The sequence below is a fragment of the Streptomyces sp. NBC_01352 genome (genome assembly GCF_036237295.1).
GTDB lineage: Bacteria > Actinomycetota > Actinomycetes > Streptomycetales > Streptomycetaceae > Streptomyces > Streptomyces plumbiresistens.
Map to the genome: position 1 here is coordinate 2654710 of NZ_CP108354.1, position 20848 is coordinate 2675557.

The window sequence follows — 20848 nt, forward strand, 5'->3', positions numbered from 1 at the left end:
TTCCCCGATTTCTCAGAGTGAGGGGCGGCAGGATTGCTCGCCTCGAACGCCTCTGTACGACGGGGACAGTAGCCGCGCCCGGTCGCTGAGTGTGCCGGTCGTTTGCCCCACAAAGGAACAAGGGACCGAGCAGGCGACGGACTTGCTCTACCTTGATCGAGGGCCAACTACCCTTGTTCCTATGTGGCACGGGGGTGTCTCCAGGTGGCACGGGGGACGCAAGGGGAACGGGGACGGAGCCATCGAGTCGTCAGACGGGCCCAGGTCCAGTGAGCGCCTGGTGATCCTGGCCCTCGAGCGGTTCGGGGTGTGGCTGCGGTCCACCGTGGTCTGTCTGTGTGGTGCGCTGGGCGTCGTCTCGGCGGACGTGGCGGACATTCCCCTGGCGATGTCTCTGCTGGTGCCCGCTCTCCTCGCCTGTGGTGTGCGCCTCTACGCGCTGCGCCGCCCGTGCCTGTTCCCGCTCGCCCTGCTGTGGGCGTTGGACGCGGCCGTGGTGGTGCTGACGGGGCTGTCTCAGCCGGTGATCGGCGGCGATGGCGCGAATGTGATGGTGGAGGCGATTGTCGGCATCAGCGTCATCACTTTCCAGTACGAGTGGGCGACGCGCCCAGTGGCCGCGGCCGCCCTGGCCGCGTTGGGGGCTGTCGTCTTCGTGCTGGGCGACGTCCTCTCCTCGCCCGGGCACAGCCCCGACTTGATACCACTGGTGCGCCTGCTGATCCAAGTGGGCCTGTCGAGGGCCGCTTACCTCATCGTTCGGGCACTGGCCAGGGCGGCTGACCGGTCGGCCGCGGCCAGGGCGGCGGCGCGCCGGGAGGCCGATGTCGCCGCCGCGCGGAGGGCGACTGAGCGCGAGTACCTGGCGACCCTGCACGACACGGCGAGCGCGACGCTGCTGATGGTCTCCCAGGGCGACGGCCGGGACTGGTCGTGGCTGCCTCCACGTGCCAGACAGGATCTGGAGGCATTGTCCGCCATGCCCGGATTCGAGACGGGGAGCGTCGACCTCGGGGCACTCCTCGGCTGCGTGCCCGAGGGTGAGGGACAGGCCAGGGTGCGGCTCAAGACGCACATCGACGGTCCGCTCGCGATGCCGTCCAGCCCTGGGCTTGCGATATTCAACGGGGTCCGGGAGGCCGTCACCAATGTGGCACGCCATGCCGGGGTGCGGGAAGCGGAGCTCAGGGCATGGCCGGAGGGGGACGGCGCCGTCGTCGAACTGTCCGACGCGGGACGGGGCTTCGACCCGCAGTCCGTCCCCGCACGGCGCCGGGGCATCTCCGGTTCCATCATCGGCAGGATGCACGCGGTCGGAGGCTCCGCCACGGTCACCTCACATCCGGGCACCGGGACCCACGTGCAGTGGCGCTGGCACGGCCGGGCCCAGGCGTCACAGGCAGGGGACGGAGCGCACGTGACGGGCGTACCGCGCCCGCCCGGCACCCAAGCACAGCACACGGCTGTCGTCCGCCTCATCCGCGGGAGGCTCCTTTACGGGACCCAACTGGCCGTGCTGCTGATCAGCCTGGTGTGGCAGTTCACCATGTCGCTGCGCCAGCTCACGGCCTACCAGGACGTGTACGACCCTGCGTGGGCACAGACAGCCGCCTTCGTCTGCCTCGCCGCCGTCGCGGCGACCGGGGGCGCCTATCTGCTGCGTGGCAGGCAGATCCCGCCGAGGGCGCGCGGGTGGAGTCTGGGCTCGGTGCTGGCCGTTTCGGCGGTATGTGCGTTCACGCTTCCGCCGGAGCGCTTGACAGGTGCGGCGGACTGGGCGTTCGCAGTGGTCGGCTGGCATGCGCTGTTCCTGCTGGCAGACCTGCGGGTCAGGGTGTTCGCAGCGTTCCTCGGGGCGCATGTGGGGCTCAACGCGACCGCTGTGTTCTTGTCGGGGGCGCCAACCGCCGCCGAGTCGGCCACCATGGGGATCTCCGCGATATCCAACTGCGGTTTCCAGCTCTCCGTCTGTGTACTGATGACGCACCTGCTCCACGGTACGGCGCCGGCAGCGGGGACCGCGACCGCACGGGAGGAGGAACTGCGCACCCGGGAACGCATCCACGAGGACATGCAGCGTGATCACAAGGAGCGCTACCGCGCCCTGACGGCGACGACAGTGCCGCTGCTCGTGGGCCTCGGCCACGGTGTGCTGAGCCCCCACGATGAGGAGGTCAGGCTGCGGTGCGGCGTGGAAGCCGCCCGTATGCGCCGCCTGTTCGCGGAGGGCGACGCCGTCCTGGACCCGCTGCTCAACGAGTTGCGGGCATGCGTCGAGGTGGCCGAACACCAGGGGGTGACGGTGAGTCTGGCCGTACGAGGCCGGCCGGGTGAGGTGCCCGTGGAGGTACGCAGGGAGCTGGTCGACCCGGTGGCGGTGATTCTGGGCCGTACCCGCTCGACAGCGCGGGTGACTGTCGTGTGGACACCCCGCACGGTACGCGTGAGCGTGGTCAGCGAGGACTGCGCCGACGACCGCGACACGGACGAGACCGCTCAGGCACACGGCCGTGCCACGGACGTGAAGGTGACCGTGACGCGAACGACGCGCGGCGGAAGTGTGTGGGTGGATGCCGGCTGGATAAGACCGGCGGCCTCCGGAGTTGACCTGACATGAGTGACAACGCACCGGTCAGCGTGGTCGTCGTTGACGATCACCCCGCCATCCTCTCGGGCGTGGAGGCGTGGTTCGCCGCATCGCCGCGGCCCATCACCGTCGTCGCGGCCGGCGACTCCGTACGGGAAGCCTGGACCGCGCCAGGCAGCACGGCCGATGTCGTCGTCCTGGATCTGCAACTGGGCGAAGGCGGCCCCGCCTTCGGCAGCCTCCGAAGACTCGTCGACGCCGGGCGGCAGGTGGTCGTCTACTCGATGCGGGACGACGAGAAGACAGCGCTCAGCTGCCTGGACCTGGGAGCCGCGACCTATCTGACCAAGAGCGAGGGCCGGGACCACCTGGTCGAGGCGACGCTGGCGGCAGCGGACGAGCGGCCCTACATGCCGCCCGCACTGGCCGGCGCGCTGGGGACGAACACCCGCGCCGACCGCCCCCAACTCTCCGCACGCGAGGAGAACGTGCTCATTGAGTGGTTCCAGTCGGAGTCGAAGGAGTTGGTCGCGCAGCGCCTCGGCATCTCCGTACGGACGGTCAACTCGTATCTGGACCGGGTGCGGATCAAGTACGCGAACGTCGGCCGCCCCGCGCGGACCAAGGCAAGCCTGGTGGCCCGCGCCATCCAGGACGGGCTGGTCGACGTGGGCGACCTCTGAGCGCGGGCGAGTGCTCGTCCGCCCATGCGTCGTTCCCAGGCGTCGGGAGCGAGCGCCTCCTGGTCCCGAAGCTACCGAGGGCGTGGGTTGTCCTGTGCCCGTTGCCCCATCTGCTCCCAGAACTCCCTGAGTTCGCCGACGTCCATGCGCCGCTGCCATGGCGCACCGGGTCGGAGGGTGGAGCCCGACCGCGACAGCAGGGTGGACTGGGCGCGGCAGAAGGCCTGGCTCAGCTCCACCCGGTGTCCGTCGAGGCCCTTGGGCGGGTAGGGACACAGCTCGAAGGCGCAGTCGTCCCTGCAGTTGGAGCCCGCCTGTGAGGCCGCCTTACGGACGATCGTGCGGCTCGGGTCGAGTGGGCTGCGGTCCCGGGTCAGGCAGGGTGGCAGATCGGGCCGGGCCGTGTGCTGAAGGCGACGGAGCCGGTCCTTGGGCCAGTCGCCCCGCTCGGCGAGGTTGAGCAGCAGGAGCACGTCGGCGAGGAGTTGCTGGGCGCGCCGGTGCAGGGTGCTCCAGCCCGTCGAGGACGGGATCCACAGGTGGTGCTTGCGGTCGTCACCCTGTGCGGCGGTCTGCGATCCGACGTGGGCGGCGACGCCGGACTCGTCGATCCACAGGAACCGCTCGGGCCGGCGGGACTCCAGCGCCCAGACGCACAGTTCGGCGGCGGCCTCCACGAAGGGATGCTGTCGCTCCCCGTCGGGGAGGGCGAGCCATTGGCGTACCTGTTCCGCGGGATCGGAGCCGTGTCCGCGCTCGGGTCGTGTGACGGTGCCGCCGTCGGGGAGGTCCCAGAGCGTCAGGGCGTGCAGCAGCGTGAGACGGGTGAACCAGAACCGGGTGCGCTTGAGCATGTCCCAGGCCTGCTCGCTCAGGTACTCGCGCGCCTCGGCGCGGGCGTGCGGATGGCGGTGCCTGCGGTTGGCCGCGTACTTGAACCCCTGGGCCAGAGCCACTTCGAGGGCGAGGTCGAGGGCGGGTGCGTCCTGCTGTTCCGGCTCGCCCACCCGTCGTACCCAGCTCTCGAGGAACTCGTAGGGGGTGTCCTGATGACGATGCGTGGTGACCGAGCCCACGAGGAGGGGGATCAGCCACGCGCACATGGTGTTGTCCCGCCACTCCTTCTCCTCGGCCTCCCGTTCCTCCGCCTCCCGCTTGAACTCCTCGTGGCGTTGCCGCTCCCGCTCCCGCAGCTCGCGCCGGGCCCGGGCGGCTTCGCCCTCCGCCCGGCGGTGCCTCCTGGTTACCTGTTCGGCGAGGAGTTCCGGCTGTTGCCCGTCGTACGTCTCCAGGATCACCTCCTGCTCGTTCCCGCGCTCCATCCGCCGGCCCTGGACGACCTGCGGTCCGCGCAACCGGGGCTGGAGTACCGCGAAGGCGGCGTCGCCACCGGCCCCGATCTCCTGCGCGATGGCCACGCGGAGGGGGTACGACGGCTCCTGGCATGCGATGTCGAACAGTTCGAGATAGGCGGGCCGCAGGGTCCGCCGGTCGGCGACACCCCGCATCGCCTCGCCGAAGCGGGACACCAGCAGGGACTTGGCGACCCGTAGGGTGCGTGGATCCCGGGCGCGCAGGTCGGGCCAGGAGGTGCACAGCCGCATCGCGATGCTGTGCTGCTGCGGTCGGGCGTCCATGCTGTCGATCTCCAGTGCCGCCGCGTACAGCTCGAGCGCATTCGTGTGGAGGGTACGTCCGAAGAAGGCCTGGGTCCGCGCGGCCGCGTCCCCGGCGCCGACCGCCTGCTCGTCGGGGGATTCCGGCAGGTCGCCCCTGGCCATCTGCGCCCGGCAGGCGGCGTTCAGGAGCAGGTCGCGCGCGGCCGCCACCGGGCACCAGGGCTCTGCGCCGGCCTCCGTCTCCTCGTGCACGCAGGAGCCTTCGGCCGTACGGGAGTGGAGCACCATGGCGATCAGCAGCTCGCGTCCCGGTTTCTCCAGCGCCGCGGGGAAGTAGGACCCCTGCCTCGGCTCGGCGGGAACGTCGGGATGGATCACGGCGTTCATGAACCGGGATCCGAGGTGGGCCTGGATGATGCTGTGCTGAAAGCGGACGCGATCCCCGGCGATCTCCACCAGCCCCATGCGCGCCCCCCAGTGCGCGGCGAGGCGAATGTCGAGCCGGCTGTCCTCGACCCTTCTCATCAGTTCCTGGACGATCTCCGGGTAGCGGGGCCGCGAGAGGTCCTGCTCGTCGACCACGTCGGCGAACCGTACCTCCGAGGAGTCCGCTGCCAGCCCGGTGCAGGCCAGTGCCGCCAGATAGTGGATGCTCGCCCGCCGTTCCTCCTGGCTGAGCGGCAGTTCGGGACGGAAGCGACCGCTGGTCAGCGCGTTGAACCAGGTGTCGAGCAGATGGAAGCGGAGGGCGGCACGGTCCCCACCGCGCGTCTCCACCGCTTGCTCCTCGGAGCGCCGCGTCACGGCACGTTCCAGCAGCCCCTCCTCGTGGAGCTCTCTGGCGATCTGCAGATAGGTGGGCGCGTCGGCGATGCCCGCCTTCTCCACGATCCAGTCCAGCCGCTGCCGGTCCTCCAGGCTGCTGCCGGAGGAGATGTACCGCAGAGCGGCCTCCTCACTCAACGGCTCCAGCTCCGTGAGCGATGCCTCCATCCCCCGCAGCGAGTCGTGGGGCCGTGAGGTGACGATCAGCGGCAGCCCCTGGTCGTTCGCCCGGCGGATGGCCAGCCGGATGATGGTGTCGCGTTCCTCCGCCAGTTCCTCACCGGTCAGCGCCTCTTCCAGCCCGTCCGCGAGGACGACGATCCGTCCCTGCTGGCACAACCGCCGCCACACCTTCTCCCCCTCGGCACCGGAGCGGAGGTGGCCCTGTACCTCGCGGGAGAACCGCTCGAACGCCAGCTGCCGGAAGTCCAGGTCGCCCTCGGCCCCCCGCAGGCGCAGCGGCACGGCGACGGCGTTGTACCGGGCGAGCTGCCGGGTCAGCAGCACGACCAGGGCGGTCTTGCCCGTTCCCACGCCTCCGACGACGACGTGCGTACGGCGGAACCGGCTGTCCCGCAGGTCCTCCATGAGTACGGCGCAGAGCTGGTCGCGGCCCACCACCTCGCCGAAGATGCCCCCCGCCGTCTCGACGATCTCGTGCGGGGCCTCCAGGGCCCTCTTCAGATACGCCCTGCGCACCCGGTTGAACCGGAAGAAGAGGTAGGCGACGGTGGCCAGGGCGAGGGTGAGAAAGGGCATGAAGACGGACTGGAGGACGCTGCAGGAGATGTCGCTCTCATCGCACTGGGTGTCGATCCACACCATGGGTGAGTCGAAGTCGGGGTCCTTCTCCCGATGCATGCCGCCCAGCGTGAAAACGGCCGTGACCATCAGGAACAGCAGAAGCAGCGCCCCCAGAAAGGTCAGCAAAAGCAGCGGTGCGTACCACCCGCTCTTGCGGACCCGCCACTTCCGGGCCCGCTCGTACCCGTGCTGCCGCAGCCGCCACGAAACACCCCTGCCACCGATCACCTTGTACTGGTTCCGTGGCGTCGGTGCTTTCGGTGGGCGGCCCGGCGACATTCACCCGCCCGGCGCACTCGTTGCGCCGGGCCGTCAGGCCTTCGTGCAGCTCTGCCCGTTCAGCGTGAAGTCGTACGCCGGTGAGTTCTTCCCCCGCCAGGACGCGAGGAAGCCGAAGGCCAGGCTGCCGTCCGCGGTGACCGTCTTGTTGTAGGCGGCGGCGGTGGCGGTGACGCGGGAGCCGTTCTGGGCGAAGCTCGCGTCCCACATCTGGCCGACCTGCTGGCCGTCCCGGAAGGCCCAGGCGACGCGCCAGGAGTCGAGGGCGCGTTCGGTGGTGACGGTGACGGTGGCCTGGAAACCGTCGGGCCACTCCCCGACCACGTCGTACTTGACCCGGCAGGCCGCGGGTTCGCTCGTGCCCGGATCCGGTTCGGGGCCGCCGGGGGCGGTGGAGGAGGTCGTGCCCTGGGGGGTGGCGCCCGGGTTCTGCCCGGTGGACGCCCGGGAGGTGCCGCTCGGCGAGGCGGTGGCCGTCGGCTCCGGGGAGGCGGACTGCTCGTCGGCGGACGGGACGGACGAGCGCGGGTCGGCCACCGGCTGGCGGTCGGCCGAGTCACCGGGCGACGCGGCGCCGTTGTCGGTGCCGGCGCCCGGCATCATCGAGACGGCCAGCGCCAGCACGGAGACCAGGACGGCCGCGACGAGGAGGCCGTTGCGCACGACGCGCGCCTTGTGGGCGCCCGGGTTCGGCGGCCCGTCCTCGCGGTCCGCCGGTGCCGGGCGCCCGGCACCGAGGCGGACCTCGGCGGCCCTGCGACGGCGTTCCAGATAGGCGAGGCCACCCCAGCCGATCACTCCGCCGGCGAGGGCCGAGGGCAGTCCGCCCCCGTGCAGCCGGAGACAGGCGGCTGCCTCCGCGCAGCCCACGCAGCGGGCGAGGTGCCGGGAAAGGTCGTTCGGGGTGTCGGCGGCAGGCGAGCGGGTGACCGCGTCGAGCAGCCGGGCGTAGCTGCGACACTGCGCGTCCATCGGCGTGTCGAGGTGGTTGCGATGGCTGCGGTCCCGGAACAGGCCGCGTACCTGGGTGAGTTCCTCGCCGACGAGGGCCGGGTCGAGGCCGAGCCGGCGGGCCACCACGGTCAGCGGCAGCGCCTCCACCTCGGCCAGCCACAGCAGGGCCGCGTCCGGTTCCTGGAGGTCGCGCAGGCCGCGCAGGGCGAGCGGGCGCTGCAGCGGGGGGCCGTTGTAGCGGGCGGCCTCCTCGGAGTTGAGCCACAGCCGCAGTTGGGGATCGAGCTGGTGGCCCTGGCCCTGGTTCTCCCAGGCGGCGGCCGTGTTGCGTACGGCGGTCAGCAGCAGCGGGATCCGGGGCAGGCGGGCCGGGCGGCGGCCGGCACCGCGGGCGGGAGCGGACTCCGCGTCGCGAGCTTCGCGCATGCCGAGGGAGAATGCCTCCGTGGCCAGTCGGGTGGCCGCGGTGGAGCCGGACGTGCACAGGTCCGCGTAGGAAAGCACGGCGTCCCAGCATTCTGAGAACAGCGCGGCCTCAGCGGCGTCCTGGGGAGTCGGCAGGTCGGGCATGGGTCTCCTGCGTGGACGAGCGAGGTCAACTCGCCATAATGGCAAAGGAGTTGGGGGGAACCTCGCGGGCAGGGGAGAAGTTTTTCACGCCTCCCACACAACTGACAAGCGCCCTGTTCAGATGTCATGACAGGACGGCCGCGCCCCCGCAACTGCAACTCCTGCCCTGTTGTACGGACGCGACCGCCGGATCACTCACCTGTACCGTCTATACCGTCGTCGATTCCTCAGCGGGTTCCGCCGCCGGAAGACTGTCCATGAACGAGCTGACGGAGAACACCGCGCGGCCGGGGCCAGGCGGGCCGTAGCCGGGGGGCGAGGACAGGCCGAAGTCGTCCATGGTGGCGCGGTAGGCCTCGAGCAGCCGGATGTGGTACTCCAGGGGCGCGCCCTGCGGGTTGGCCTTGCCGAGCGGGGTCGTCGGCTCGGGGCACCAGGTGGTGAAGCGGGGCGTGATGCCGTGCGACATGAAGAAGCGCAGGCCCTCGGTGGTGGAGGCGATCGCCTCGTCGACCGTGGTGAAGCCGAAGGGCTCGGCCATCTCCACGCCCGCCACGAAGTTGGGGATCACATTGCGCGCGCCGAAGATCTCCGCCGAGTCGAGGATGCGCTTGTGCCACTCGTCGCGGCCGACATAGCGCTCCTTGCCCGGGCAGTACAGCTCGAACAGACGGCGGTCCCACACCTCGTAGTTGGGGTGGTAGATCTGCACGCCGTAGTCCTTGAACCGCTGCACGTCGTCGCGCGGCAGCGCCTGGGCCACGACCTTGCCGATCCACCGCCCCGGGAAACGCTCCTCGATGGCCTTGGCGTAGTGCCCGTAGAAGTCGGCCTCGTCGCGCCCGGCGACCTTCGACGTGATCGCGCCGCCGGTGAGCGTGTAGGCGGTGGACGCCTTCGCCGTGTCGTACCGGTCGATGATCTCCAGGGCTTCGAGGACCTCCTCGACGTCCTTGACCCCGGTGTACGGCCGGCCCGCCGCCTTGTGCTGGCGCCAGTTGTGGTTGATGTCGCAGTACTGGCACTCCTCCTTGGCGCCGAAGTACTGGCAGACCCGGAAGACGGTGAGGTAGATCAGATAGCCCCACTGGATGGTCGGGGCGACCTCCATCACCGACTTCCCGCTCGCGAGGGTGTGCCGGTAGTACTCCGGCATCGGCGGCACCCCGACGTCGGAGATCCGCTTCCCGTCGAGGTAGAGCCCGAGGACGCCGTCCTCGTCGGCGGCCACGCGATAGGGCGACGCCGGGTTCACGCGCACCGAGACCACGGTCCGCCGCAGGTCGTACGGCCCGCCCGTGAGGATGATCTCCTCCGGCGGGCGCCGGAGCGCGGCCTCGCCCAGCTCGGGCAGGGTGCCGTGGTCGAAGGAGAAGATGAAGTAGGACTTCGGCTTGACCTCGCCCCCCTCGTTGTCACTGAGGGCAGAGGGATCGAAGGCCACACCACCCCGGAGCAGATCCTCTTTGAAGACGGCTTCCCGCGGTACGTGCGGGAACCGCTCCATCAGATCCTCGACCAGTGCGGTACGGCTGCCCATCCCGTGTCTCCTTCCGGATCGGACGTACGACTCCTCACGGTATGCCCTCGCCTCCGCGGGAACCGTGCCGGGTCCCTCGCGTCGGGCGATACACCCGCAAATGAGAAGGTCAGCGAAACGCACTCTGTGAGAGGGACGACAGGAATGACGGAGACGGTCACCAACTGGGCGGGCAACATCACCTATCTCGCGAAGGAGTTGCACCGCCCGCACTCGCTCACCGCGCTCGGCGACCTCGTCGCCGGCAGTGCGAAGGTGCGGGTACTGGGCAGCGGGCACTCCTTCAACGAGATCGCCGAGCCGGGCCCGGGCGGTGTCCTGCTGTCCCTGGCCGCGCTGCCGGACGAGGTCGACGTCGACACGGCGGCCCGCACGGTACGGGTCGGCGGTGGTGTCCGGTATGCCGAGCTGGCCCGCCAGGTGCACGCTCACGGGCTGGCCCTGCCCAACATGGCGTCCCTTCCGCACATCTCGGTGGCCGGTTCGGTGGCGACCGGCACGCATGGCTCGGGCGTCGGCAACGGGCCGCTCGCCTCGGCCGTGCGCGAGGTGGAGATCGTCACGGCGGACGGGTCGACGGTGGTCGTCGGGCGGGGGGACGAGCGGTTCGGCGGCGCGGTGACCTCGCTGGGCGCCCTCGGTGTCGTCACGGCGCTCACCCTCGACCTGGAGCCCTCCTTCGAGGTCGAGCAGCACGTGTTCACCGAACTGCCCCTGGCCGGGCTGGACGTCGAGACGCTCGAGACGGTGATGGCGGCGGCGTACAGCGTGAGTCTCTTCACCGACTGGCGTGCGCCCGGCTTCCGGCAGGTGTGGCTCAAGCGGCGCACCGACCAGCCGCTGCCCGACTTCCCGTGGGCGGCGCCGGCCGTCGAGAAGATGCACCCGGTGCCGGGGATGCCCGCGGTGAACTGCACCGAGCAGTTCGGGGTGGCGGGGCCCTGGCACGAGCGGCTGCCGCACTTCCGGGCCGAGTTCACGCCGAGCAGCGGTAGCGAGTTGCAGTCGGAGTACCTGCTGCCGCGTCGGCATGCCGTCGACGCGTTGTATGCAATCGACAGTATCCGGGATACGGTCGCCAGCGTACTGCAGACCTGCGAAGTGCGTACGGTCGCCGCCGACGAGCAGTGGCTCAGCCCGGCGTACGGCCGGGACACCGTGGCGCTGCACTTCACCTGGGTCGAGGACACGGATGCGGTGCTGCCGGTGGTGCGGCGACTGGAGGAGACACTGGCCGCCTTCCACGCGCGGCCGCACTGGGGGAAGGTGTTCACCGTGCCGGCGGCGGTGCTGCGCGGGTTCTACCCGCGGTTGGACGACTTCCGGGCGCTGACCCGGGAGCTGGACCCGACGGGTAAATTCGCCAACGCCTTCGTACAGGACGTCCTCGCCGTCTGACTTTATAAAGCCCCTTTCCTAACCCCTTGTCGAAAGTCCCCCGCAGCCCATAGCCTTGCGCCGCGCCGGTGCCGATGTCGTCCCGGCACGATCCGAAGGGATGGGACCGGGCCGGTGAAGCGCACATCACGGGACATCCGCACCGCGAACCGCTACGAGGTGCTGCGCCAGATCATCGCCGAGTCGCCCACCTCCCGGCAGGAGCTGGCGGCCGCCACCGGGCTGAGCCTCGCGACGGTCGCCACGCTGGTCGGCGAGCTGCTCGACCTGCGGATGATCACGGAGGTCGGGTTCGAGGATTCGGCGGGCGGCCGCCCCCGGGGTCTCGTGGCCGTCAACGCGTCGGGGGGCGCGTTGATCGGCGTCGACATCGCGGAGACGTACGTCCATGTCGAGCTGTTCGACCTCGCGCTGAACATCCTGGCCCGCGCCGAGGAGGACGTCCGGCCCGGCGAGAGCCTTCCCGAGCAGGTGGTCGGCCATGTCGCCGCCGCCGTCGGCTCGGTGGTCACGCAGGCCGGGATCGAGGGCGCCCGGGTGCTCGGTGTCGGGGTGAGCGTGCCGGGTCAGGTGGACCGGGCGACCGGCATCTCGGAGTACGCGCCCAACTGGGACTGGCACGACGTGCCGCTGCTCGACCTGCTCACCGAGCACATCGCCTACCCGCTCTACCTGGACAACCCGCTGCGCGCCGGCGCGGTGGCCGAGACGTGGTTCGGGGCCGCGCGCGGGCGCGGGAACGCCGTGGTGGTCAACCTCGGGACCGGCGTGGGCGCCGGGCTGATCCTGGGCGGCGGACTGCACCGCGGGGTGAGCAACAGCGCCGGCGAGTGGGGCCACACCACGATCGTCCTGGACGGCCGGCTGTGCCACTGCGGCAACCACGGCTGTGTGGAGACATATGTCGGCGCCCCCGGAATCATGCTGAACCTGCGGGAGTTGAGCCCCCGCAGCACGCTGCTGCACCCGGAGGACCAGACCGCGACCATCGACGCGCTGGCCCGCGGGATGCTCACCAACGACCCGGTGGCGCTCAAAGTGGTCCGCGACACCGCCCGATACCTCGGCGCCGGCATCGCCGACCTGGTCAACCTGTTCAACCCCGAAGTGGTCGTGCTCAGCAGCTGGGTCGCGGCCACCCTCGGCGAACCGCTGGTCGCCGAGGTGCGGGAGGCCGTGGCCCGGCACGCGCTGCCGCGGCCGATGGCCGCCACCGAGATCGTCCTCTCCCCGATCCCCACCGATCCGGTGTGCCTGGGGGCCGCGACCTTCGCGCTCGAAGGGGCCCTGCAGTCCGTCGGGCAGAGGAACGGCAAGAAACGCACCACCCTCACAAGGAGCCGTACCGCACCACCTTCATGACGACGGAAGGGATGCACGTGACTCACCCCCACCCCAGGAGATCGGTCCTGCTGACAGCCGCGGCCGCGTTAGCCGTCTCCGGGCCCCTCATATCCGCACCGCCCGCTTCGGCCGCAACCCCCACGGTGGCCGAGGTCTCCCCGCACGCCTCCCAGACCATCGACAACATCGGTGCCTCCGGCGCGTGGTGGGTCAACGACCTGAAGAACTTCGACCCGAAGGTCCAGGCGAAGGTCGCGAAGCTGCTGTTCTCCTCCAGCGGTCTCGACCTCAGCAACTACCGCTACAACATCGGCGGCGGCGGTACGGCGGTCACCACGCCCTCCCGTGCCCCCGAGGACTTCCGCAACGACGACGGAACGTACGACTGGAGCAAGGACAAGGGCGGTCGCACCTTCCTGTCCTACGCGGCCAAGTACGGTGTCGAGAACCTGGTCGCGTTCGTGAACAGCGCGCCCGCCGAGTGGAAGACCAACGCCAAGAGCTGCGGCGGTTACCTGAAGGCGGAGAACGAGCAGGACTTCGCGAAGTACGTCGCGGACGTCACCGACCACTTCGCGAAGCTGGGCCAGCGGTTCGATTACATCAGCCCCTTCAACGAGCCGACCAACAGCTTCGACAGCTGCGGCCAGGAGGGCATGCTGGTGAACGTCGACCAGCGTGACGACATCGTGCGCGCGCTGGGCGCCGAGCAGGACGCGCGCCGCCAGAAGACCGGCATCATCGCCGACGAGTCGACGAGCACGGTCAAGTTCAACGAGGAGGTCCCGCAGTGGATCTCGCAGCCGGGCACCGCCCAGTACGTCGACAAGCTGGCCCACCACACGTACGACAACCCCAGTGACGCGAACCGGGCGAAGGTCTACGAGACCTCCAAGGCGGCCGGCATCGAGTCCTGGTCGACGGAGATCTGCTGCTTCGGCAAGGGCGGCACGGGCTGGGCGCAGGAGTACGACCCGAGCATCGACGGCGGTCTGAACCTGTCGCGGATCATCTACAAGGACTTCGCGACCGCGCACGACTCGGCGTTCCACTGGTGGGTCGCCCTGTCGGAGATGATCGGCAGCGACCCGTACGCGAAGAACGACGAGGGCTGGAACGACGGGCTCATCTACTACGACCCGGACTACGCCGCCAACGGCAACCAGACCCTGTACTACACCAAGCGGTACTACGCGCTCGGCCAGTACAGCAAGTTCGTGAAGCCGGGTTCGGTCGCGCACAACGTGACCGGGCTGCCGGAGGGCGTCGAGGTGTCGACGTACGACAGGAACGGCCAGTGGGTGGCGGTGGTCAACAACCACAACGCCACCGAGACGGCCCTCGACCTGCACTTCAACAGCAAGTCGCCGGTGCGGGTGAGCAAGGCGGTGCGCACGTCGGCCGAGGAGAACTGGGCGAACGTCGCCAAGCCGGCGGTCAAGGGCGGCACGGTCTCCGCGTCGCTGCCGGGCCGCTCCGTCACGACCTACGTCCTCGACCAGAAGAGCCACGCCCCGAGTTCGGCGATCACCGGTGCCTGGCAGGGCAAGCAGTCCGGCAAGTGCCTGACGGCCGACGCCTCGGGCGCGGTGATCGGTGCCTGCACGGGCGGGGCCGAGCAGGAGTGGTCGTACGACGCGAAGGGCCGGCTGAAGGGCGCGAACGGCTTTCTGACGGCGGGGAGTTCGGGACTGGTGGCCGCGCCCACGGCCACCGGTGACGCCTCCCAGCAGTGGCTGCTGAACTCCAACGGCCAGGTCGTGAACGAGGGTTCCGGCCAGTGCCTGGACGTCGGCGGTCAGGCGACCGCGGACGGCAGCAAGGTGGGCGTGTACAGCTGCAACGGCGGGGCCAACCAGGCCTGGTCGAAGGTCTGATGCACGACTGAGAAAGGGGGGTGCGGGCCGCTGGTGCGGCGGCCCGCACCCCCGTCATGTCCGGTATTCCGAACGCAACACAACGCTTCGAACAGACTTCGTCCAACCCCTTGCCGAAGCCTTAGCCGAAGGTTAACGTCCCGCACCGCACCCTCATTTGAGCCATCTGACGCTGAGCCGCAGAGCCACAGGCACAGAGCCGCAGCCGTACTCGAGACAAGGACGTCAACATGTCGGCAATGAGCAACACCAACTGGGACCGCCGCAACGTACTGCGAGCCGCGATGGGCCTGGCCGCCGCCGGTGGTCTGGCCGCGTGCGGCGGCAACACCGGCCGCAGCGGCGGGGGGTCGGGCGACGCACTCGTCCAGTACTTCCACGCGTACGGCGAGGCCGGCACCGAGCAGGCCATCAAGAAGTACGCGAAGGCCTACAAGGACGCCAACGTGACCACGCAGTGGATCACCGGTTCCAACTTCGAGCAGAAGCTGTTCGCCGCGCTGCTCACCAAGAACGCGCCCGACGTCTTCGAGTTCCACCCGCAGATCCAGCTCATCAAGAGCGGCCAGGTGGCGGACCTGACGGACCTGATCGACCCGGTGAAGGACGACTTCAACCAGGCCGACATCAAGTCGCACACGGTCGACGGCAAGATATACGGCATCCGGATGATCGACGACCCGCAGTTCTTCTTCTACCGGCCGTCGATGTTCGAGAAGGCGAAGGTCGAGGTCCCGACCACGCTGGAGGAGCTGCTCGAAGTAGCCGACAAGCTCACCACCAGCAAGGTCAAGGGCGCCTACCTCGGCAGCGACCTCACCCCGGTCCAGCACAACCTGATCTGGTCGGCCGGCGCCGACACCCTCACCGCGGACAACAAGCCCGCCTTCAACACCGACGCCGTCGCGGACGGCCTCAAGCAGCTGCGTTCCCTGTTCACCAGCGGCAACCTGCTGCTCGGCGCCCCCACCGAGTGGTGGGACCCGTCGGCCTTCACCCAGGGCCTGACCGCGATCCAGTGGTGCGGCATGTGGGCCATGCCGGCCATGCAGCAGGCGCTCGGCGACGACATCGGCATCTTCCCCTTCCCGAAGGTCGGATCCGCGGGCAAGGAGTCGGTCTACAACGGCGGCTGGTCGATGTTCGTCAACGCCAAGAGCAAGAACGTCGAAGCGGCCAAGGAATACGTGAAGTGGCTGTGGATCGACCAGAAGGAGTACCAGGAGGACTGGGCCACCTCCTACGGCTTCCACATCCCGCCGCGCACCTCCCTCGCCGAGACCGCCACCAAGCTCAAGACCGGCCTGCCGGCCGAGGGCGTCAAGCTCTTCAACGAGTTCGGCCACTTCGACAACATCGGCTGGACGCAGGCCATGATCGCCTCGTTCAACGACGTCATGGCCAACTCGGTCCGTAAGAACGGGGACCCGAAGAAGCAGCTCGACACCTGTCAGGCGAAGGTCGACACCGAGCTCAAGAAGCTCTTCGGTTAGGCCGCGGGACGGACAAGCACATGTCGACCACCACCACCCGCGGGGTCGCCCAGCCCGCCCCGGCCAAGGTCTCCAAGGACCGGCCGCGGCGGGGCCTGAGGGGTTCCAGCACCTTCAACTTCTGGCTCTTCACCGGGCCGTTCCTCATCGGCCTGATCATCTTCGTCTTCGTGCCCATCGGCTGGAGCATCTATCTCAGCTTCTTCGAGGCACGCTTCACGGTCACGCCGAGCGAGTTCGTCGGCTTCGAGAACTACAAACTGATCCTGACCGACGCCGACTTCCGGGGCTCGCTGGTCACGTTCACGGTGTTCGCGGCGTTCATCGTGCCGGCCACCTGGGCCCTCTCGCTGGGCCTGGCGCTGCTGGTGAACCGGCTCACGTTCATGCGGGCGTTCTTCCGGTCGGTGTTCTTCATCCCCACCGCGGTCAGCTATGTCGCGGCCTCGCTGATCTGGAAGATGTCCATCTTCAACGGCGTCCGCTTCGGCCTGGCCAACACCGTCCTCGGCTGGTTCGGTATCGAGAACATCGCGTGGCTGGCCAACCCCGACCCGCCCTGGTACTGGCTGGTCATCGTGACCGTACGCCTGTGGCTCCAGTCGGGCTTCTACATGATCCTGTTCATCGCGGCGCTGCAGAACATCCCGCGGGAGCTGTACGAGGCGGCCGCCATCGACGGCGCCAAGCCGGGCTGGCAGACCTTCTGGTACATCACCCTGCCCCAGCTGCGGGCCACGTCCACCGCGGTGATCCTGCTCCTGCTGGTCGCCGCCTACCAGGCCTTCGACGAGTTCTTCAACCTGCTCTCCAAGGCCACCTGGGGCCAGCCACCGCTGGTCGAGCTGTACAAGATGGCCCTCGGCGAGAACCAGAACTACGGCGCGGGCAGCGCGGGCGCGGTCGTCCTGACCATGCTCATCTGCGTCGTGACCCTGCTCCAGGGCAAGATCATGGGCTTCGGAAGGGGTGAGGAGTCCAAGTGACCACCACAGCACCCGAGGTCGGCAAGACGAAGCCGGTCACGGCCAAGCCGGCCCGGACCAGGCGCGGCGGCGTCATGAGCAGCACCGGCCTCTACGTCGCGACCGCCATCGCCGCCCTCCTCTTCCTGATCCCCTTCTATCTGATCGTCCGCAACGCGCTGATGACGGACCCGGAGATCACGGGCGAGAACTGGAAGTGGTTCCCCACCAGCATCCAGTGGGGCAACCTCACCGAGCCGTTCGACGACACCACCGTGGACTTCGCGCGGTCCATGTGGAACTCCGTGGTCGTCGCCGTCCTACACACCGTCGGCATCCTCCTGGTGTGCTCGCTGGCCGGCTACGGACTCGCCCGTATCCCCTACAAGCACGCCAACAAGGTGTTCTACGCCGTCCTGGCCACCCTGATGGTCCCGACCGCCGTGACTTTCGTGCCCAGCTTCGTCCTGGTCTCGTCCCTCGGCTGGGTGGACAGTTACCGGGGCCTCATCATCCCGGGCCTCTTCAGCGGTTTCACCTGCTTCCTGTTCCGGCAGTACTTCCTTGGGTTCCCGAAGGAGCTGGAGGAGGCGGCACGCGTGGACGGGCTCGGCTACTGGGGCGCGTACTGGCGCGTCGTCGTACCGAACTCGCTGAACTTCTTCGCGGCGATCGCCACGATCACCTTCATCAACGGCTGGAACGCCTTCCTGTGGCCCCTGGTCATCGGTCAGGATCCCAGTGCGTGGACCGTCCAGGTCGCGCTCTCCTCCTACATGACCAACCAGACCGTCAACTACCACCTGATCTTCGCGGCCACGGCCATTTCCATCCTGCCCCTGCTGTTCGTGTTCCTCTTCCTCCAGCGATGGCTGGTGCAGGGGATCGCCCAGACCGGCATCAAGGGCTGACACCCTTCTCGATATCTGGAGACCGATGTCTTTCCGCACCACGACGGCCGTCGATTACGTCGAGGACGTCTCACCGGGCCCCGGGGCCCTCCCGCCCCGCGCCTGGTACTCGTCCTCGGACGCCGCGTCCCTGTCGCTGAACGGCAGGTGGCGCCTGCGGGTGTCGGCGACCGCCGACGCCGAGGACGACTCGTTCGCCGAGGAGGGGTTCGACGCCGGGGACTGGGCCGAGGTCACGGTCCCGGGGCACTGGGTCCTGCAGGGCGACGGCTCGTTCGGGTCGCCGATCTACACGAACCACCTCTACCCCTTCCCGGTCGACCCGCCGCACGTCCCGACCGAGAACCCGACCGGCGACCACCTGCGGGTCTTCGACCTGCCCGCCGACTGGCCCGCGGACGGCAGTGCGGTGCTGCGCTTCGACGGCGTCGAGTCCTGCGCCCGCGTCTGGCTGAACGGCACGGACATCGGCGAGTTCAAGGGGTCCCGGCTGCCGCACGAGTTCGCGGTCGGCCATCTGCTGAAGACTGTGGGCAATGTACTGGCGGTTCGCGTCCACCAGTGGTCGGCGGGCTCGTACCTGGAGGACCAGGACCAGTGGTGGCTGCCCGGCATCTTCCGTGACGTGACGCTGCTGCACCGCCCGGCGGGCAGCGTGCTCGACTTCTTCGTGCACGCCTCCTACGACCACACCAGTGGCGAGGGCACCCTGCGCGTCGACTCCGACGTCGACGGCCGGGTGACCGTGCCCGCCCTGGACATCGATGTCGCGACCGGCGAGCCGGTGACGGTCCCGGTCCGGCCGTGGTCGGCGGAGACGCCGTATCTGTACGACGGCGTGCTGGCGACCGAGGGCGAGCGGGTGCCGCTGCGCATCGGCTTCCGTACGGTCGTCCTCGAGGACGGCCTCATCAAGGTCAACGGCAAGGCGGTCCTCTTCAAGGGCGTCAACCGGCACGAGTGGCACCCCGAGAAAGGCCGCGCGCTCGACCTGGAGACCATGCGTGAGGACGTGCTGCTGATGAAGCGGCACAACCTCAACGCGGTCCGCACCTCGCACTACCCGCCGCACCCGGCCTTCCTGGACCTGTGCGACGAGTACGGCCTGTGGGTCATCGACGAGTGCGACCTGGAGACCCACGGCTTCACCGAGCAGGGCTGGCGGGACAACCCCGTCGACGACGACCGCTGGACCCCGGCCCTCCTGGACCGCGCGGCCCGTATGGTCGAGCGCGACAAGAACCACCCGTCGATCGTCTTCTGGTCCCTGGGCAACGAGGCCGGCACCGGCCGCGGTCTGACCGCGATGGCCGAGTGGATCCACGGCCGCGACTCCTCCCGCCTCGTGCACTACGAGGGCGACTGGGACTGCCGGGACACGGACGTGTACTCGCGGATGTACGCCTTCCACGCCGAGGTCGAGAGCATCGGCCAGGGCCTGGACGGGGGCACGCACAAGCGGCGCGAACTCCCCTTCATCCAGTGCGAGTACGGACACGCCATGGGCAACGGCCCCGGCGGGATCGCCGACTACCAGCGGCTGTTCGAGAAGTACGAGCGGCTGCAGGGCGGCTTCATCTGGGAGTGGATCGACCACGGCATCAAGCACCCCGAGCTGGGCTACGCCTACGGCGGCGACTTCGGCGAGGAGCTGCACGACGGCAACTTCGTCTGCGACGGGCTGATCTTCCCCGACCGCACGCCCTCCCCCGGCCTCCTGGAGTACAAGAAGGTCATCGAGCCGGTCCACATCGAGGGCGACGGCTCGGACGGCACCCTGCGCGTGACCAACCGGCACGACTTCGCGGACCTGTCCGCGCTGGCCTTCGAGTGGTCGTACCAGGTGGACGGCGAGACGGTCGAGGCGGGCACCCTGAACGTCCCGTCGCTCGCCGCCGGCGAGTCCGCCGACGTGAAGCTGCCCGAGCCGCCCGCGGACGCCCGCGGGGCGGAGACGCAGTGGACGGTACGGGCGCTGCTCGCGGCCGACACCGCGTGGGCGCCGAAGGACCATGTCGTCGCCTGGGGCCAGTTCCCGGGCGTGTCCCGCCCGTTGCCGTCCGTGGCGCCCACCGACCGTCCGGCGCTCGGCAAGAAGCTGATCACCCTCGGCCCGGCGTCCTTCGACGCGCGTACCGGTGCGCTGAAGACGATCGGCGGGGTGTCGGTCGTGAGTCCGCGCCTGGACGTGTGGCGGGCGACCACCGACAACGACGACGGCGCGGAGTGGCAGTCCGACACCCGGTACGGGGTGCTGTGGCGCACGCTCGGCCTGCACCGTATGCAGCACCGCCTGGACTCCGTGGAGGCCGGTGAAAACGCGCTGACGGTACGGACCCGGGTGGCGCCCGCCGCCCGCGAGGTGGGGCTGGACACGGTGTACCGCTGGACCTCGGACGGCACCCGGCTGCGGCTGACGGTGTCCGTGACTCCCGAGGGCGAGTGGACGCTGCCGCTGCCCCGGCTGGGCGTCCGGCTCGGACTCCCCGAGGCGGACCAGGTGAAGTGGTTCGGCGGTGGTCCCGGCGAGGCGTATCCGGACACCCGGTCGGCGTCGTTGGTCGGCCGTTGGCAGTCGACCGTGGACGATCTGCAGACGCCGTACGTGCGTCCGCAGGAGAACGGCGCCCGCGCCGACGTCCGCTGGGTGGAGCTCGGCGGCCTCAGGATCGAGGGCGACCCGGAGTTCTGGTTCACCGCCCGCCGCTGGACGACCGAGCAGCTGGACGCGGCCACCCACCTCACCGACCTCACGGCCGACGACACCGTATGGGTCAACCTGGACCACGGCCTGCACGGGATCGGTACCCAGTCGTGCGGTCCGGGCCCGCTGCCGCAGTACTTCCTGCGGGCCGAGCCGACGGAGTTCTCGTTCGTGTTCTCCGTGACCGATTAGTCCGATCCGTTAGTCCAACTCCGTGATCGATTAATCCATTGACCGATTGATCGACATTCTGCGACGGTCGTGAGGTGCCCGCGGCCGGTCGGCCTCTTCAGCC

General features: G+C 69.4%; 12 protein-coding genes. 9 read left to right on the forward strand and 3 right to left on the reverse strand.

Annotated elements, in window-relative coordinates; all coding sequences use genetic code 11:
- Positions 1-280 precede the first annotated feature (280 nt).
- Positions 281-2617, forward strand: a complete 2337-nt coding sequence (locus OG252_RS12465; RefSeq protein ID WP_266449679.1) for a sensor histidine kinase — start codon at positions 281-283, stop codon at positions 2615-2617.
- The gene (locus OG252_RS12470) at positions 2614-3270 is read left to right on the forward strand and encodes a response regulator transcription factor (protein ID WP_266449676.1); all 657 of its coding nucleotides are present in this window, start codon (positions 2614-2616) and stop codon (positions 3268-3270) included. The genes OG252_RS12465 and OG252_RS12470 overlap by 4 nt, the downstream gene beginning before the upstream one ends.
- 71 nt (positions 3271-3341) lie before the next feature.
- On the opposite strand, the gene OG252_RS12475 is transcribed toward OG252_RS12470, so the two are convergent.
- The 3 genes from OG252_RS12475 to OG252_RS12485 form a co-directional block, all read right to left on the reverse strand.
- Positions 3342-6746, reverse strand: coding sequence for a hypothetical protein (locus OG252_RS12475; protein ID WP_329335918.1), 3405 nt, complete (start codon positions 6744-6746; stop codon positions 3342-3344).
- A gap of 84 nt (positions 6747-6830) precedes the next feature.
- The gene (locus tag OG252_RS12480; RefSeq protein ID WP_266449671.1) at positions 6831-8321 is read right to left on the reverse strand and encodes a cellulose binding domain-containing protein; all 1491 of its coding nucleotides are present in this window, start codon (positions 8319-8321) and stop codon (positions 6831-6833) included.
- A 208-nt stretch (positions 8322-8529) separates the two neighbouring features.
- A complete protein-coding gene (locus OG252_RS12485) occupies positions 8530-9861 on the reverse strand; it encodes a radical SAM protein (RefSeq protein WP_266449668.1) in 1332 nt (443 codons plus the stop codon).
- Between the two features lie 144 nt (positions 9862-10005).
- Between OG252_RS12485 and OG252_RS12490 the strand changes: the two genes are divergently transcribed.
- The 7 genes from OG252_RS12490 to OG252_RS12520 all read left to right on the forward strand — a co-directional run bounded on the left by OG252_RS12490 (position 10006) and on the right by OG252_RS12520 (position 20745).
- A complete protein-coding gene (locus OG252_RS12490) occupies positions 10006-11259 on the forward strand; it encodes a D-arabinono-1,4-lactone oxidase (RefSeq protein WP_266449665.1) in 1254 nt (417 codons plus the stop codon).
- Between the two features lie 114 nt (positions 11260-11373).
- Entirely contained in the window at positions 11374-12621 is a 1248-nt protein-coding gene (locus OG252_RS12495) for an ROK family transcriptional regulator (RefSeq protein WP_266449662.1), read from the forward strand.
- 11 nt (positions 12622-12632) lie between these two features.
- Positions 12633-14480 carry a glycoside hydrolase gene (locus tag OG252_RS12500; RefSeq protein ID WP_329335923.1) on the forward strand — a complete coding sequence of 616 codons (1848 nt, stop codon included), beginning with the start codon at positions 12633-12635 and terminating at the stop codon, positions 14478-14480.
- Between the two features lie 230 nt (positions 14481-14710).
- Positions 14711-15973 (forward strand): ABC transporter substrate-binding protein, encoded by a 1263-nt coding sequence (locus OG252_RS12505; RefSeq protein WP_266449657.1) that lies wholly within the window; start codon positions 14711-14713, stop codon positions 15971-15973.
- A 20-nt stretch (positions 15974-15993) separates the two neighbouring features.
- Positions 15994-16959 carry a carbohydrate ABC transporter permease gene (locus OG252_RS12510; protein ID WP_329335925.1) on the forward strand — a complete coding sequence of 322 codons (966 nt, stop codon included), beginning with the start codon at positions 15994-15996 and terminating at the stop codon, positions 16957-16959.
- Positions 16956-17849: a carbohydrate ABC transporter permease gene (locus tag OG252_RS12515; RefSeq protein WP_329335927.1), complete on the forward strand. Its 894-nt coding sequence runs from the start codon at positions 16956-16958 to the stop codon at positions 17847-17849. The genes OG252_RS12510 and OG252_RS12515 overlap by 4 nt, the downstream gene beginning before the upstream one ends.
- 25 nt (positions 17850-17874) lie before the next feature.
- Positions 17875-20745, forward strand: coding sequence for a glycoside hydrolase family 2 TIM barrel-domain containing protein (locus OG252_RS12520; RefSeq protein WP_329335929.1), 2871 nt, complete (start codon positions 17875-17877; stop codon positions 20743-20745).
- Positions 20746-20848 lie beyond the last annotated feature (103 nt).